Annotated in this window: 15 protein-coding genes; 6 read left to right on the forward strand and 9 right to left on the reverse strand. The window is 72.4% G+C overall.

The window, feature by feature from the left end:
• Nucleotides 1-49 precede the first annotated feature (49 nt).
• Nucleotides 50-643, forward strand: coding sequence for a Uma2 family endonuclease (locus ACWC2T_RS33125; protein WP_450674030.1), 594 nt, complete (start codon nucleotides 50-52; stop codon nucleotides 641-643).
• 6 nt (nucleotides 644-649) lie between these two features.
• Here the strand turns inward: ACWC2T_RS33125 and ACWC2T_RS33130 are convergent, their stop codons facing one another.
• The 6 genes from ACWC2T_RS33130 to rsmI form a co-directional block, all read right to left on the reverse strand.
• Entirely contained in the window at nucleotides 650-1,543 is an 894-nt protein-coding gene (locus tag ACWC2T_RS33130; RefSeq protein WP_450674031.1) for a 4-(cytidine 5'-diphospho)-2-C-methyl-D-erythritol kinase, read from the reverse strand.
• A complete protein-coding gene (gene rsmA, locus ACWC2T_RS33135) occupies nucleotides 1,540-2,409 on the reverse strand; it encodes a 16S rRNA (adenine(1518)-N(6)/adenine(1519)-N(6))-dimethyltransferase RsmA (RefSeq protein WP_450674032.1) in 870 nt (289 codons plus the stop codon). Before rsmA ends, ACWC2T_RS33130 begins: the two co-directional genes overlap by 4 nt.
• A gap of 137 nt (nucleotides 2,410-2,546) precedes the next feature.
• Nucleotides 2,547-4,094, reverse strand: a complete 1,548-nt coding sequence (locus tag ACWC2T_RS33140) for a ubiquitin-like domain-containing protein (RefSeq protein WP_450674033.1) — start codon at nucleotides 4,092-4,094, stop codon at nucleotides 2,547-2,549.
• 155 nt (nucleotides 4,095-4,249) lie between these two features.
• On the reverse strand, nucleotides 4,250-5,146 hold the full coding sequence (locus ACWC2T_RS33145; protein ID WP_450674034.1) for a TatD family hydrolase: 897 nt from the start codon (nucleotides 5,144-5,146) through the stop codon (nucleotides 4,250-4,252).
• A 47-nt stretch (nucleotides 5,147-5,193) separates the two neighbouring features.
• A complete protein-coding gene (locus tag ACWC2T_RS33150; protein ID WP_351206042.1) occupies nucleotides 5,194-5,595 on the reverse strand; it encodes a hypothetical protein in 402 nt (133 codons plus the stop codon).
• A gap of 283 nt (nucleotides 5,596-5,878) precedes the next feature.
• A complete protein-coding gene (gene rsmI, locus ACWC2T_RS33155; RefSeq protein ID WP_450674035.1) occupies nucleotides 5,879-6,727 on the reverse strand; it encodes a 16S rRNA (cytidine(1402)-2'-O)-methyltransferase in 849 nt (282 codons plus the stop codon).
• A gap of 111 nt (nucleotides 6,728-6,838) precedes the next feature.
• Between rsmI and ACWC2T_RS33160 the strand changes: the two genes are divergently transcribed.
• Both ACWC2T_RS33160 and ACWC2T_RS33165 read left to right on the forward strand, forming a co-directional pair.
• Nucleotides 6,839-8,587 (forward strand): dolichyl-phosphate-mannose--protein mannosyltransferase, encoded by a 1,749-nt coding sequence (locus ACWC2T_RS33160; protein ID WP_450674036.1) that lies wholly within the window; start codon nucleotides 6,839-6,841, stop codon nucleotides 8,585-8,587.
• A 191-nt stretch (nucleotides 8,588-8,778) separates the two neighbouring features.
• Nucleotides 8,779-10,449 carry a penicillin-binding transpeptidase domain-containing protein gene (locus ACWC2T_RS33165; protein WP_450674037.1) on the forward strand — a complete coding sequence of 557 codons (1,671 nt, stop codon included), beginning with the start codon at nucleotides 8,779-8,781 and terminating at the stop codon, nucleotides 10,447-10,449.
• Here ACWC2T_RS33165 and ACWC2T_RS33170 read toward each other — a convergent pair whose 3' ends face one another.
• A complete protein-coding gene (locus tag ACWC2T_RS33170; protein WP_055704286.1) occupies nucleotides 10,450-10,788 on the reverse strand; it encodes an SsgA family sporulation/cell division regulator in 339 nt (112 codons plus the stop codon).
• A 247-nt stretch (nucleotides 10,789-11,035) separates the two neighbouring features.
• Here ACWC2T_RS33170 and ACWC2T_RS33175 point away from each other — a divergent pair, with 247 nt between their 5' ends.
• The 3 genes from ACWC2T_RS33175 to ACWC2T_RS33185 all read left to right on the forward strand — a co-directional run bounded on the left by ACWC2T_RS33175 (nucleotide 11,036) and on the right by ACWC2T_RS33185 (nucleotide 13,386).
• Nucleotides 11,036-11,500 carry a MarR family winged helix-turn-helix transcriptional regulator gene (locus tag ACWC2T_RS33175; protein ID WP_450674038.1) on the forward strand — a complete coding sequence of 155 codons (465 nt, stop codon included), beginning with the start codon at nucleotides 11,036-11,038 and terminating at the stop codon, nucleotides 11,498-11,500.
• Between the two features lie 195 nt (nucleotides 11,501-11,695).
• Nucleotides 11,696-12,142: an organic hydroperoxide resistance protein gene (locus ACWC2T_RS33180; protein ID WP_450674039.1), complete on the forward strand. Its 447-nt coding sequence runs from the start codon at nucleotides 11,696-11,698 to the stop codon at nucleotides 12,140-12,142.
• An 83-nt stretch (nucleotides 12,143-12,225) separates the two neighbouring features.
• The gene (locus ACWC2T_RS33185; protein WP_450674040.1) at nucleotides 12,226-13,386 is read left to right on the forward strand and encodes a serine hydrolase domain-containing protein; all 1,161 of its coding nucleotides are present in this window, start codon (nucleotides 12,226-12,228) and stop codon (nucleotides 13,384-13,386) included.
• 22 nt (nucleotides 13,387-13,408) lie between these two features.
• On the opposite strand, the gene ACWC2T_RS33190 is transcribed toward ACWC2T_RS33185, so the two are convergent.
• Nucleotides 13,409-13,684, reverse strand: coding sequence for a DUF1876 domain-containing protein (locus tag ACWC2T_RS33190; protein ID WP_450674041.1), 276 nt, complete (start codon nucleotides 13,682-13,684; stop codon nucleotides 13,409-13,411).
• Between the two features lie 66 nt (nucleotides 13,685-13,750).
• Nucleotides 13,751-14,662: an NAD(P)-dependent oxidoreductase gene (locus tag ACWC2T_RS33195; protein WP_450674042.1), complete on the reverse strand. Its 912-nt coding sequence runs from the start codon at nucleotides 14,660-14,662 to the stop codon at nucleotides 13,751-13,753.
• Nucleotides 14,663-14,669: the final 7 nt, after the last annotated feature.

Genomic DNA, 14,669 nt, shown 5'->3' on the forward strand with positions numbered 1-14,669 from the left:
GCCGCTACCGTGGAGGGCAGGCAGCAGGATCCCGTCCATGGGAGGAACCATGACCGCCGAGTCCGTAGAGCACCGCGTCCAGTGGCCGGTGCCGCCCCAGGACGGCTACACCGTGGACGACCTGTTCACACTGCCGGATCTCCCGCCGCACACCGAGCTGATCGACGGGAGCCTGGTTTTCGTGAGTCCGCAGCGCCGTTTCCACGCCAACGTGATCGACCTGCTTGTCAACGGCCTGCGCGCGACGCTGTCCGCCGAGTTCAGGGTCAGTCGGGAAATGACCGTCGTCCTCGACAACCGCAATGGCCCAGAACCCGATGTGAGCGTCATCCGCGCCGACGCAATCACGGGCCCCGGCCAGACGAAGTACGAGGCCAAGGACGTACTCCTGGCCATCGAGGTCGTCTCCCCCGACTCGGAGTCCCGCGACCGCACGACCAAGCCCCAGAAGTACGCCGCCGCCGAGATCCCGAACTTCTGGCGCGTCGAGGAGAACGGCACGAGCGGCAGGCCCGTCATCCACGTCTACGAGCTCGACCCGCTCACCCGGGCGTACATCCACATTGGCATGCACCGCGACCGGATCAAGGTCGACAAGCCCTACCCCATCGACATCGACCTGACCGCCATCGACACCCTCTGAGCCCCCTCAGAGCACCGTCGCCCCCGCCACCGGCCCCGCCGCCGTCCGCACCGATCCGCACGTGCCGGACGCCCGCAGGGCCGCCGCCACCTTCTGCGCCGACTCGGCGTCCCGCGCGAGGAAGGCCGTCGTAGGCCCGGACCCCGAGACCAACGCGGCGAGCGCGCCTGCCCCGCGCCCCGCCTCCAGGGTGTCCGCCAGCTCCGGGAACAGGGACAGGGCCGCGGGCTGAAGGTCGTTGGAGACGGCAGCGGCCAGCGCGTCCACGTCGCCCTTCGCCAGCGCCTCCAGCAGCTCCGCCGAGGCCACCGGCTCGGGGATCTCCCGCCCCTGCGCCAGCCGGTCGAACTCGCGGAAGACGGCCGGGGTCGACAGCCCCCGCCCGGCCATCGCGAACACCCAGTGGAAGGTGCCGCCGACCTCCAGGGCGGTCAGCCGCTCGCCCCGGCCGACGCCGAGTGCGGCGCCGCCGACCAGGCTGAACGGGACATCGCTGCCCAACTCCGCGCAGATGGCGAGCAGTTCGGCCCGCGAAGCACCCGCGCCCCACAGCGTGTTGCAGGCGAGCAGCGCGCCCGCGCCGTCCGCGCTGCCGCCCGCCATGCCGCCGGCGACCGGGATGTCCTTGGCGATGTGGATGTGGACGTTCGGTTCGATGCCCCGGCGCGCGGCCAGCGCGATCGCGGCGCGTGCGGCGAGGTTCGTGCGGTCCAGGGGAACCTCGGCGGCGTCCGGGCCCGCGCAGGTGATCCGGAGTTCCTCCGCGGGGGCCACCGTCACCTCGTCGTACAGGCCGACCGCGAGGAAGACGTTGGCGAGGTCGTGGAAGCCGTCCGCGCGCGCGGCACCGACCGCGAGCTGGACGTTGACCTTGGCCGGGACCCGTACGGTCACGCTCACTTGCTCGTCTCCTTGTGCTCGGCGATCCGCGCGAACTCCTCCACCGTCAGTGACTCGCCGCGCGCCTGGGGCGAGACACCGGCCGCGACCAGGGCGGCCTCGGCCGCGGCGGCGGACCCGGCCCAGCCGGCCAGCGCCGCCCGCAGGGTCTTGCGGCGCTGTGCGAAGGCCGCGTCGACGACGGCGAAGACCTCGGCCTTGGAGGCGGTGGTCTTGATCGGCTCCGCCCGCCGCACCAGCGACACCAGCCCGCTGTCGACGTTCGGCGCGGGCCAGAAGACGTTGCGGCCGATGGCGCCGGCCCGCTTCACCTCGGCGTACCAGTTGGCCTTCACCGACGGCACGCCGTACACCTTGTTGCCGGGCGTGGCGGCGAGCCGGTCGGCGACCTCGGACTGCACCATCACGAGGGTGCGCTCGATGCTCGGGAAGGTGTCGAGCATGTGCAGCAGCACGGGGACGGCGACGTTGTAGGGGAGGTTCGCCACCAGCGCCGTCGGCGGGGGGCCGGGCAGTTCGGTGACGTGCATCGCGTCGCAGTGGACGAGCGCGAACCGGTCGGCGCGCGCCGGCATGCGCGCCCCGATGGTCGTGGGCAGGGCCGCGGCGAGCACGTCGTCGATCTCGACGGCGGTGACCCGGTCGGCGACCTCCAGCAGTGCGAGCGTGAGAGAGCCCAGCCCCGGGCCGACCTCGACGACCACGTCCTCGGGGCGGACCTCGGCGGTGCGGACGATACGGCGGACCGTGTTGGCGTCGATCACGAAGTTCTGGCCGCGCTGCTTGGTCGGCCGGACACCGAGCGCTGCCGCGAGTTCACGGATGTCGGCGGGACCGAGGAGGGCGTCGGGGGTGGGGCTGCTCACGGGACAAGGGTACGGGGCTGTTCTTGACCGGGTGGCCAGGTGCCCGGTGCGGGTGGGACGCACCCGCACCGGGGGCCGGCCGGCGGCACGGCGGCGCGTTACCGCTCGGCCGGCCGTGCAATCGCGTTACCGCTCGGCTAACCGTGCAGTCGCGCCCCGCAGTGCGGCCACGGTGTGGCCCCCCGGCGCGTGTACAGCTTCTTCGCGCGGGAGGTCTGTTCCTCCGCCGGGGCGTCCTCGGGGCGGCCGGAGCCGCCGAGGGCGTGCCAGGTGCCGATGTCGAACTGGTAGAGCCCGCCGAACGTCCCGGAGGGGTCGACCGCGTGCGGGCGGCCGCCGGACTCGCAGGCGGCGAGGCCGTGCCAGTTCAGGTGGTCGGCGCCGGACGCGGAGTGCGGCCGCGGCTTGGTGCCCACCTTCACGATCTGTTTGCGCGGTTTGCGCACCACCTCGGACGCCTCCCGGTGCGGCTTCTGACGGACCCCGTTGACGATGCGCAGCAGGAAGGTGTCGCGCCGCAGTCCGGGCTGCCCGGGCTGTACGACGACCTCGGCGCCCACGAAGAGGGTGGGGTCCGCGGTGCGCTCGGTCTCGAACGGGATCTGCTCCTCGCGGACCTCCCGGCTGCCGCTGACCCGGAGCACGGTCACCGTCTGCCCGTCCCGGGGGAAGCTGTCGAGCGGCACGGAGGTGGTGTCCTGGCCGTGCAGGCCGATCCCGGCCTCCTCGACGGCCTCGCGGACGGTGGCCGCGTTGGTGCGGATGGTCCGGGTCCGGCCGTCGGCCATGATCGTGACGGCGCGCTCGGTGCGTACGTCGAGCGCGAGTCCGGCGCGTCCGATGGGCTGGGAGGGCGAGGTGGACAGGTACGCGCCCGCCGCGCGCACCCCCAGCTCGTCCAGCGCGCCTTCCACCGTGTGCGCCGTCGTCCACACCTCGTGCCGCTGGCCGTCCAGGGTGAGCCGGACGGGACGCCCGTGGCGCACGGCGACCGTGTCCCCGCTGGCGAGCGGCGCGCCCGAGGCGGGCGAGACCTTGTCGTGCGCCCCCACGCGCACGCCCTCGTCGGCGAGCAGCTCGCGCACGTCGTCGGCGAAGGTGTGCAGGGTGCGCGGTCTGCCGTCGACGGTCAGCTCGACCGCCTTGTCCTTGGCGACGAACGCGGTGGTGCCGCCGGCGAGGAAGGCCACGACCAGCGCCTGCGGCAGCAGACGGCGTACGGCGGACTCCGGGCGCTCGGCGCAGCGCACCCTGCGCCGGCGCGCGGCCCGCCCGCTCACACCGGTGGCCGTCTCGCCCCCGTCCGTTCCCGCTCCGGTCGAGGTGCCGCCGTCACCCGTCGCGCCCCCGGCGGCCTGCGCACTCCCGGGCTCCCGCGGGCTCCCGTCGTGTCCCGCGCCCGCCCCCTGCGGCGCGCCGCCCCCGCCCTGCCGCGGCAGCACCGGCTCGGTGACGAAGTAGGCCTGCGCCTCGTAGGCGGGCCGGTAGGTGTCCGCGTACGGGCCGTACGACAGGGTCTCCGCGGTGTGCACCGAGCTGCCGGGACCGTAGGGGCCGTAGGGGCCGTAGTCGGGACCATAGGGGTCGTAGGGGTCGTAGGGGTCGTACGGGCCGTAGCCCTCGTACGGCCCGTAAGGCTCGTACGGCTCGTAGGTCTCGAACGTCTCGTACTGCGACTTGCTCACGCCGACACGCTCCAGAGGTGCCAGAGGGGTCCGGATCGGGCCCCCAGAACCTAGCGGAGCGTCCGTCACTCTCCAAAGCGACGCGACTACGCACTGTTGCCCGTCGAGTGTGCGCCCACTGCTCGAACAGGCGGCTCAGCAGGGCGGCGGGCGGCTCAGTAGCCGAAGGCGCGGGCGGTGTTGACGGCGAGGGCCGTGGCCAGCGTGTCCTCGTCGATGCCGCGCACGGCGGCCATCGCACGCACCGTGACGGGGATCAGATACGGCGCGTTGGGGCGCCCGCGGTACGGCGCGGGGGTCAGGAAGGGCGCGTCGGTCTCCACGAGGACCAGCTCCAGCGGGGCGACGGCGAGGGCGTCCCGCAGGTTCTGGGCGTTCTTGAAGGTGACGTTGCCGGCGAAGGACATGAAGTAGCCCTCGCGGGCGCAGATCTCCGCCATCGCCGCGTCGCCGGAGTAGCAGTGGAAGACGGTGCGCTCGGGGGCGCCCTCCTCCTTGAGCACGCGCAGGACGTCGGCGTGCGCCTCGCGGTCGTGGATGACGAGCGCCTTGCCGTGCCGCTTGGCGATCTCGATGTGGGCGCGGAAGGACCGCTCCTGGGCCGCCTTGCCCTCCGGGCCGGTGCGGAAGTGGTCGAGCCCCGTCTCGCCGACGCCCTTCACCTGGGGCAGCCCGGCGAGCCGGTCGATCTCGGCGAGGGCCTCGTCGAGCGCCGCGTCGCCGCCCGGCTCGCGGGCGCCCTGCCGGGACCAGCCGTCGGGGTCACCGTGGACGATGCGCGGGGCCTCGTTGGGGTGGAGGGCGACGGTGGCGTGGACGCCGTCGTGGGCGGCGGCGATGTCGGCGGCCCACTGCGAGCCCTTGATGTCGCAGCCGACCTGGACGACGGTCGTCACTCCCACCGACGCGGCCTTCGCGAGACCCTCCTCGACCGTGCCGGACTGCATGTCGAGGTGGGTGTGCGAGTCGGCGACCGCGACCCGCAGCGGGGGCGGAAGCGGCGGTGCGGCGTTCTTGTCGCCCTTGGAGGTCTGGCCGGCGTTCGAAGGCATGCCCCGATCCTACGAAAGGGGCATGCCGTCACCGGCCGGCGATCCGCTCAGCCGGCCTTGCGCTGGAACGGGTGGAGGAGGTCGGACAGGTGCCAGTGGTGCGGCTCCGTGGGCTCCGTGGGCACCTGGGGCGCCTCCACCGGGCCCGCCTGCGGCACGGCGTGGTGCCGCTCGGCGACGCCGCGCACCGACGAGACCTGCCCCGCGCGCATGATCCGCACGACGTGACCGTCGCAGTTCTGGCAGCTGGGCCGGCTCAGCGGCGACGGCACGACCCGGCCGTCGGCCACGTACAGCACGAACTCGTGCCCGTCGGCGTCCGTGTGGTGCTCTATCTCGTACGACTGCTCCCAGCCGTGCCCGCAGCGCATGCAGGCGAACGAATACGACTCGTGAACGACGGCTGTGGGCGTGCCACGGAGGCCGGTCTGCCCTGCGATCTCGCTCATGCCAGCTCCTCTTGTCCGCTGGACAAAGCGCCCCTCTACGGGGCGCCTCTTCAACCAGTGGACGCCTTCACCAGCGCGAACGCACCAGGGCTGTCGAGTGTTGGAGGCGATTTGGGTCTTCCTTGCCGAAAAGGCCCCGGTCGGCGGCGTTTCGCTTTGCCAACGGCGACAGCCTTTTGCCGTCCCATGGACCTCCCGCTCACAAGAGAAGAGCCCTGCTCAGAGGGGGTATGAACCCAGCTCAGGTGCCGTGCCGCACCCCCGTCACGGACCCCCGTCCCCGTCACTCACCCGAACGCTTCGCCGCCACCACGGCGTCGAAAACAATCCTCTTCTGCACCCCCGCCTCCACGGCCACCGCCGCGATCGCCTCCTTGCGCCGCTCCCCCGCCTCTTCGCGCGCGCGTACCCGGCGTACCAGCTCCGCGGCGTCCAGTTCCTCGGGAGCGCTCTCCGGCGCCCCCTCGACCACCACGGTGATCTCCCCGCGGACCCCCTCCGCGGCCCACCGCGCCAGCTCGGCCAGCGAGCCGCGCCGTACCTCCTCGTACGTCTTGGTCAGCTCCCGGCACACGGCGGCCCGCCGGTCCGCGCCGAAGACCTCGCTCATGGCGGCGAGGGTGTCGTCGAGCCGGTGCGGGGCCTCGAAGTAGACCAGCGTGCGCCGCTCGGCCGCGACCTCCTTCAGCCGGGACAGGCGTTCGCCCGCCTTGCGCGGCAGGAAGCCCTCGAAGCAGAAGCGGTCGACGGGCAGCCCGGACAGCGCGAGCGCGGTGAGCACGGCGGACGGCCCCGGTACGGCGGTGACCCGGATGTCCTTCTCGACGGCGGCCGCGACCAGCCGGTAGCCCGGGTCGGAGACGGACGGCATCCCGGCGTCGGTCACCAGCAGCACGCGCGCGCCGCCGAGCAGTTCCTCGACCAGTTCCGGGGTACGCGCGGACTCGTTGCCCTCGAAGTACGACACGACGCGGCCCTTGGGCGCGACGCCGAGGGCCTGGGTGAGCCGGCGCAGCCGCCGGGTGTCCTCGGCGGCGACCACGTCGGCACCGGCGAGTTCCTCGGCCAGCCGGGGCGGTGCGTCCGCGATGTCGCCGATGGGGGTACCTGCGAGGACAAGGGTTCCAGTCACGTCCTCCATCCTCGCAGGAACCACTGACAGCCCGGCCGGGGAACGACCTCATGCCGACCGGTACCCCACATGCACGGGACTCGCACAGAACGGTTCCCTACCATGGCGCGGGTGACCAGTACCGCGTCCTCCATGGACCTCCGGCAGGGCCGGACGCCGCACGACCAGCGGCCGTCGTGGCAGCAGCGGCTGCGCCGATTCGGGTACGTACCGGCCAAGGACGCGCCCTCGGGCGACGTACGCGACCGGCTGGTGCCGCCGTACGCCGAGCCGGGCCCCCGGCTGTGGCAGGTGCTCGGCGTGCCGCCGGTCCTGGCCGAGCGGATCACCCGCTGGTCGGGCTGGGCCGGTCCGCTGCTGGTGACGCTGATGGCGGGCCTGATGCGGTTCTGGAACCTGGGCAGTCCGCGTGCGGTGATATTCGACGAGACGTACTACGCCAAGGACGCCTGGGCGCTCGTCCACCGCGGGTTCGAGGTCAACTGGGACAAGAACGCCAACGACCTGGTGCTGCAGACGCACGGCCATCTCGCGATCCCGACGGACGCGGCGTACGTCGTGCATCCGCCGGTCGGCAAGTACGTCATCGGGCTCGGCGAGCTGATGTTCGGGTTCGACCCGTTCGGCTGGCGGTTCATGACCGCGCTGCTGGGCACGCTCTCCGTCCTGCTGCTGTGCCGGATCGGGCGCCGCCTGTTCCGCTCGACCTTCCTCGGCTGCCTCGCGGGCGCGCTGATGGCGGTGGACGGCCTGCACTTCGTGATGAGCCGGACCTCACTGCTCGACGGCGTGCTGATGTTCTTCGTGGTGGCCGCGTTCGGCTGTCTGGTCATCGACCGGGACCGGTCACGGGAGAGGCTGGCCGCCGCCCTGCCGGTGGACGCCGACGGCCGGGTCCGCCCGGACGAGGAGGTCGCCGACACCTTCCGCTTCGGGCTGCGCCCCTGGCGCTGGGCGGCCGGGCTGATGCTGGGCCTGGCCATCGGCACCAAGTGGAACGGCCTGTACATCCTGGCCGCGTTCTGTGTGCTGGCGGTGCTGTGGGACGTCGGCGCCCGGAAGACGGCCGGCGCCCGGCGCCCGTACGCGGCGGCCCTGAAGTACGACACGGGCATCGCCTTCCTGGCGACGGTCCCGGTGGCGATCGCCGTCTACCTGCTCTCCTGGCTCGGCTGGATCCTTTCTCCGGCCAACGGCTCCGGCGGCTACTTCCGCAACTGGGCGGCCACCGACGGCAGGGGCGGCAGCTGGACCTTCCTGCCGGACTGGCTGCGCAGCCTGTGGCACTACGAGCACGAGGTGTACAAGTTCCACGTCGGCCTGACCTCCCCGCACACCTACCAGTCCAACCCGTGGAGCTGGATCGTGCTGGGCCGCCCGGTGTCGTACTTCTACGAGTCCCCGAACCCCGGCGCCGACGGCTGCCCGGCGAACGCGGGCCAGAAGTGCGCCCGTGAGGTGCTGGCGATCGGCACGCCTCTGCTGTGGTGGGCGGCCTGCTTCGCGATCCTGTACGTGCTGTGGCGGTGGGCGCTGCGCCGCGACTGGCGCGCCGGTGCCATCGCCTGCGGCATCGCGGCGGGCTACCTCCCCTGGTTCCTGTACCAGGAGCGCACGATCTTCCTCTTCTACGCGGTCGTCTTCCTGCCGTTCCTGTGCCTGGCGGTGGCGATGATGATCGGCGCGATCATCGGACCGCCGGGCTCCTCCGACACCCGCCGCGTGATCGGCGCGACGGCGGCGGGCGTCCTGGTGCTGCTGATCGCCTGGAACTTCATCTACTTCTGGCCGCTGTACACGGGCACGGCGATCCCGATCGACTCCTGGCGGTCGCGGATGTGGCTGGACACCTGGGTGTGAGTCGCGGCCGACGCGGGCGCCGGCCGCCACGCGCGCGTGCCGGGGGCGTGCGTCCCGCGCGGAATGTCGCAAGCGTGCTACGGATTTGCCGCCGGGATCACCCGCCGGGACGGGGACCTTAGGGTGAGTGCCGTCGTTGGGGAGTGTGAGGGCTACGGGGATCCTGGGGATCGCACGGAGGAACTGAGGCTGTGGGCAAGAGAAGGCACGTCGCCGAGCGACGGAGGACGACCGCGCCCGTCGTGGTCGGCGGGATGATCGCGCTGGCCGTGGGCGGCGCCGGGTTCGCCGTCTACGCGCTGACCGGCGGGGGTGCCGCCGCAGACGAGCGCACGCCCGCCGCGGCCGACCACAAGGCCGTCAGAACCGGCCCGCTCACCGCCGCGGAGATCCGCACGGCCTCCACCCGCTTCCTCACCGCGTGGCAGCAGGGCAGGATCGGTGAGGCGGCCGCCGCCACCGACAACGCCTCCGCCGCCGGCTCGCTGCTGGCCGGCTACACCAAGGACGCCCATCTGAAGGACGTCACGCTCACCGCCGGCACGCCCACGGGCGCCAAGGTGCCGTTCTCCGTCAAGGCGACGGTGTCGTACCAGAAGCTCGCCAAGCCGCTGGCGTACGGCAGTTCGCTCACCGTGATGCGGCGGGCGAGCGACGGCCAGCCGCTGGTCGACTGGCACTCCTCGGTCGTCCACCCGGATCTGAAGGACGGCGACACACTCGTCACCGGCGAGTCCGGCACCCCGCCGATCAAGGCGCTGGACCGGGACGGCGGCGAGCTGACGACCGCCAGGTACCCGTCGCTGGGCACGGTGCTGGACGGGCTGCGGGAGAAGTACGGCAAGACGGCGGGCGGCAAGGCGGGCGTGGAGCTGCGCGTGGTGCGCGGCAAGGACGCGCAGAAGGCCGGGCTGTCCGACAAGACGCTGGTGGAGCTGAGCAAGGGCACGCCGGGCACGGTGAAGACGACGCTGAGCCCGACCTTCCAGGCGGCGGCCGAGCAACAGGTCGGCAAGCGGGCGAAGGCGTCCGTGGTCGTCGTGCGGCCCTCGACCGGCGAGATCCTCGCGGTCGCCAACAGCGAGCACGGCTTCAACGTCGGCTTCCAGGGCTCCCTCGCGCCCGGCTCGACCATGAAGATCGTGACGTCGACCATGCTGTTCGAGAAGAACCTCATCACCCCGGACGCCTCGCACCCCTGCCCCAAGACGTACAAGCTGGCCGGCTGGACGTTCCACAACGACGGCGACTCGGAGATCAAGAAGGGCACGTTCAGGCAGAGCTTCGGGGCCTCCTGCAACAACGCCTTCATCGACTTCGCGCCGAAGCTGTCCGACAGCGACCTGACGACGGAGGCCCAGCAGGTCTACGGCCTCGCCATGGACAACTGGTCCGTCGGCGTCCCGTCCTTCGACGGCGCCGTCCCGGTGCAGAGCGGCGCGCAGATGGGCGCCTCGCTGATCGGGCAGGGCGCGGTACGCATGAACCCGCTGAACATGGCGTCGGTGGCGGCCACGGTGGAGTCGGGCGCCTTCCACCAGCCGTACCTGGTGTCCCCCGACGTGGACCACCGCACGCTGGCGAAGGCGGCGCGCACGATGTCCGCGAAGACGCAGTCCCAGCTGAAGGACGTCATGCGGTTCACGGCGGACTACGGCACGGCGGCCAAGGCGATGGCGGGCATGAGCGGCGACTACGGCGCCAAGACGGGCTCGGCCGAGGTCGACGGACAGAAGAAGCCGAACGGCTGGTTCACCGCTTTCAAGGGCGATCTCGCCGCCGCGGGTGTGGTCCAGGCGGGCGGCCACGGCGGCGACACGGCCGGGCCGATCGTGGCGACCCTGCTGAAGATGGGCGGCTGATCAGGCCCGCACCGGCTCCGCCGTGTACGTCCGGCGCAGGAATCTCACCAGCGTCTTCGACTCGAACTGGACCACCTCGACACCGTTGTCCGAATGGAACTCGACAACGGCCTGGACGCGCCCGCACGGCCAGACCCGCACCGCGCCGCTCTCGGCCGGCGCCCGCAGGCCCCGTTCGAGGAGCGTGCGCGAGAAGGTCCACTCGTGCGGTCCCGGCAGGCCCACCCGTACCGACCGTGGATCGGAGTCGGGGTCGTACCGCAACACCACCGGTACGGCCCCCGGATCCTCCTCGTCCGTGACGATGTGGGCGCGCGCGTACTGTTCGACTACAGACATCGGACCGCCCTTTCACGCTGGGTGACCTACCCCGGAAGCTGCTCTTCTGTACGTCTGTTTTCTCCCTAATGTCCCACATTTTCCCGTTCGTGCCCCGTTGGGCAGTAAGACTGGCGGCGTTCATCTGCGCCGTGCAATGCTCAACTTCCCCGTCGCGGCCGGAACAAGCGGCCACCCCGCCCTCGTCGACCGCACTTGTGGCGGGTGGGCGCGATGCTCGGCAAAGTGCGTCCGTGACAATGGGCGCGTGACGAACGAGGATCGCGCCGCCGAGGGGTCGCTGCTGCTGGACGACCAGCTGTGCTTCGCGCTGTACGCCGCCCAGCGGGCCGTGACCGCCGCATACCGTCCGCTTCTGGACGACCTCGGGCTCACCTACCCCCAGTACCTCGTGCTCCTGGTGCTGTGGGAGCGCGGCGAGACCAGCGTGAAGGAGCTGGCGCGCGCTCTGCGGCTGGACTACGGGACCGTCTCGCCATTGCTGAAGAGGCTGGAGGGGGCGGGGCTGGTGCACAGGGAGCGCGCGGCCGGCGACGAGCGCTCGGTGCTCGTCGCGTGCACCGGGCGCGGAGAGGCACTCAGGGAGCGCGCGACACGCATACCCGGCGCGCTTCTCACCTCGACGGGCCTCGGCGGGCAGGAGGTCGCGTGCTTGCGCGAGGCGCTGCGGAAACTCACCGAGCGCGCCGACGTAGCGGCCGACCGGCACTGATCCGGCCCTGACGTTCCGCTGATCCGGCCCCGCTGCTCCGCTGATCCGGCCCCGCTGCTCCGCTGATCCGGCCCCGACCGCCCGCTGATCCCGCGTTACCCACGGTTGCCACCCCCTGCCGCCGCCTGCTGACCTACCAGCCAGTACCTTGTGCACGATGTACTTGTGCGCCACTTGTTCCGGGGGAGGCCGGCCATGACCGAGGACACCGCCGTCGACACCCGTCCGACGAAGATCATGTACGTCGCCGAGGCCACCGCCCACGGCGGTCGCGACGGCTATGTCACCAGCCACGACGGCCAGATCGAGCTGAGGGTCGCGATGCCCCCGGAGCTGGGCGGCGACGGCAACGGCACCAACCCGGAACAGCTGTTCGCGGCCGGCTACAGCTCCTGCTTCCACAACGCGCTGATCCTCGTCGGCAACCGCGCGGGCTACGACCTGACCGGCTCCACGGTGGCCGCCAAGGTCGGCATCGGCCCGAACGGGCACCGGGGCTACGGCCTCGCGGTCGCCCTCAGCGTCTCCCTGCCGGTGCTGGACGCGGAGGTGGCGGCCCGGCTGGTGGACGCGGCGCACGAGGTCTGCCCGTACTCCAACGCCACGCGCGGCAACATCGATGTAACGATCCTGCTGGGCTGATCCCACCGAGGAATCACAGGCGCGCAGCCCGCGTTGCACCCACTGTCGCAGGCGATGGGACAGTGATCGAAAGGACGGCGGGCGTGGACGTGAACGGCACAGTGGCCGAGGGCTTCGAGCCGGTCAGGGAGGCGTTCGCAGCGAACTTCGCGCTGCTCGGGGAGCGCGGCGCGGCCGTCGCCGTGTACCGCGACGGGCACAGGATCGTCGACCTGTGGGCCGGCACCAGGGACGTGGACGGTACGGCGCCCTGGGAGCCCGGCACCGCGCAGATCGTCCGCTCCGCGACCAAGGGTGTCGTCGCCGCCGCACTGCTGCTCCTGCACCAGCGCGGCGAGCTGGACCTGGACGCCCCGGTCGGCGCCTACTGGCCCGAGTACAAGGCGGCCGGCAAGGAGCACACCCTCGTCCGGCACCTGCTCGCGCACCGCGCGGGCGTGCCCGTGCTGGACCGCCCGCTGACCCCCGCCGAGGCCGCCGACCCCGATCTGGGCGCCGCGGCCGTCGCCGCGCAGACGCCGGCGTGGGAGCCGGGCACGGACCACGGCTACCACGCCCAGACCTACAGCTGGCTCACCGGCGAACTGATCCGGCGGATCACCGGCCGCCCGGTCGGCGAGTGGATCGCGGACGAGATCGCGCGTCCCGTCGGCGCGGACCTCTGGCTCGGCCTGCCGGAGTCGGAGCACGCGCGCGTGGGCCGCGTCGGCCCGGTCGAGGCACCCGAGGCGGTGGGCGGTCTGAAGACCCGCCCCAAGCGCGCGGTGGCCGAGGCCTACGCCGACCCGGACTCGCTGACCCGGCGCGCGTTCGCGGCGATCACCCCGCTGCCCGACGAGAACGATCCCGCCTACCGCGCGGCCGCCCTGCCCGCCTCCAACGGCATCGCCACCGCCGAGGGGCTGGCCCGCTTCTACGCCTCGCTCATCGGCGCGGTGGACGGCGGCATCCGGCTGCTCACCCCGGAGACGATGGAACTGGCCCGAGCCGAGCAGTCCGCCGGGCCGGACCGGGTCCTGGTGGTCGGCACCCGGTTCGGCCTCGGCCACATGCTGCACGGCGCCGCGTCCCCGCTGCTCTCCCCCGGTTCCTTCGGCCACCCGGGCCGGGGCGGCGCCCTCGCGTTCGCCGACCCGGAGACCGGCATCGCCTTCGGCTATGTCACCAACGGCTTCCGCAAGAGCGTGACGGCGGACCCGAGGGCGCAGGCGCTGGTGCGGGCGGTGCGCACGGCGCTCGCGTAGGCGCTCCCGTCCCTGCACGCTGTCACACGTTGATCGAGTGCGAGGTCCGTCCGGACGCCGCGTCGATCTCGTCGTGTGCCTTGCTCAGCAGTTCCATGGCCAGTTCGTTGAGGGCACGGGCGCCGGCTATTTCCTCGCCGACCCTGGGCTGGTTGGCGTCGACGCGGTGCCTGGTCGCGTGGCCGTGCGCCCGTACCTCGGTTCCGTCGGGCAAGCGCACCAGGGCCGCCGCCTTCGTGTGCTGATCATCCTCCTTGAACTCCAGCTCCACATGCCATCCGACAGCGGTGTGCATCATGAGGATCACCTCCGGGAGCCGCTGGAATTCCAGCTGTTTCCAGGGTGCTCCCGTGTGCGGGGAACGTCACCTCGGCGGGACGGTCCCGCCTTCCTGCCCGGACTCGCCGAAGCTGGCGAAGTACGCGGCGGCCATGTCCTCGTCCGCGTGCCCCTGGGCCGCGGCGCGGGCGAACCGTTCCGCGGCCGCGGCGGCGACGTCCAGCCGTACGCCGCCCCGCTCACCGGCCTGGACGATGAGCCGGGCGTCCTTCTCCGCGGTGGCCACCGCGAACGACGGCGGGGTCAGCTTCCCGTCGAGCACCAGCGCGGACTTCGCCCGCAGGTATCCCATGTCGAGCGGACCGCCCTCGATGAGGTCGAAGAAGCCCTGCGGATCCACGCCGAGCGCGCGGGCGAGGGCGAGGACCTCACCGGCCGCCGCGGTGGCCGCGAGCACCCAGCTGTTGGCGACCAGCTTCAGCCGGCTGGCGCTGCCCGCGCCGGCGTCGGACCCGGTCCACACGGTCCTCGCACCGACCGCGTCGAAGACGGGCGCGACCGTCCGCCGCCCTTCCTCCGGCCCGGCGGCCAGCACGGTGAGCTGACCGGCCTCGGCGGGCTGCCTGGTCCCGAGGACGGGTGCGTCGTAGAAGACGAGTCCGTGCTCGCCGGCGAAGGCGGCCAGGGCGGTGATCAGCTCGATCCCGGCGGTGGTGCACTGCGCCCACACCGTGCCGGGCCGCAGCCCCGGCGCGGCCTCGCGCATGACGTCCAGGACCGTCTTGCCGTCGTACAGCATCGTCAGGACGACATCGGCGCCCGCGACGGCCTCCGCCGGGGTGCCGGCGATCCGTGCGCCGTCGGCGGCGAGCGGCTCGGCCTTCTCACGCGTACGGTTCCACGCGCGCACCTCCAGCCCGGCGCGGCACAGGTTCCGGGCCATCGCGGCCCCCATGATCCCGGTCCCCAGAACGCTGACGGTCGGCTTGTCGGTCATGGACGGC

Source organism: Streptomyces sp. NPDC001393 (assembly GCF_053597455.1).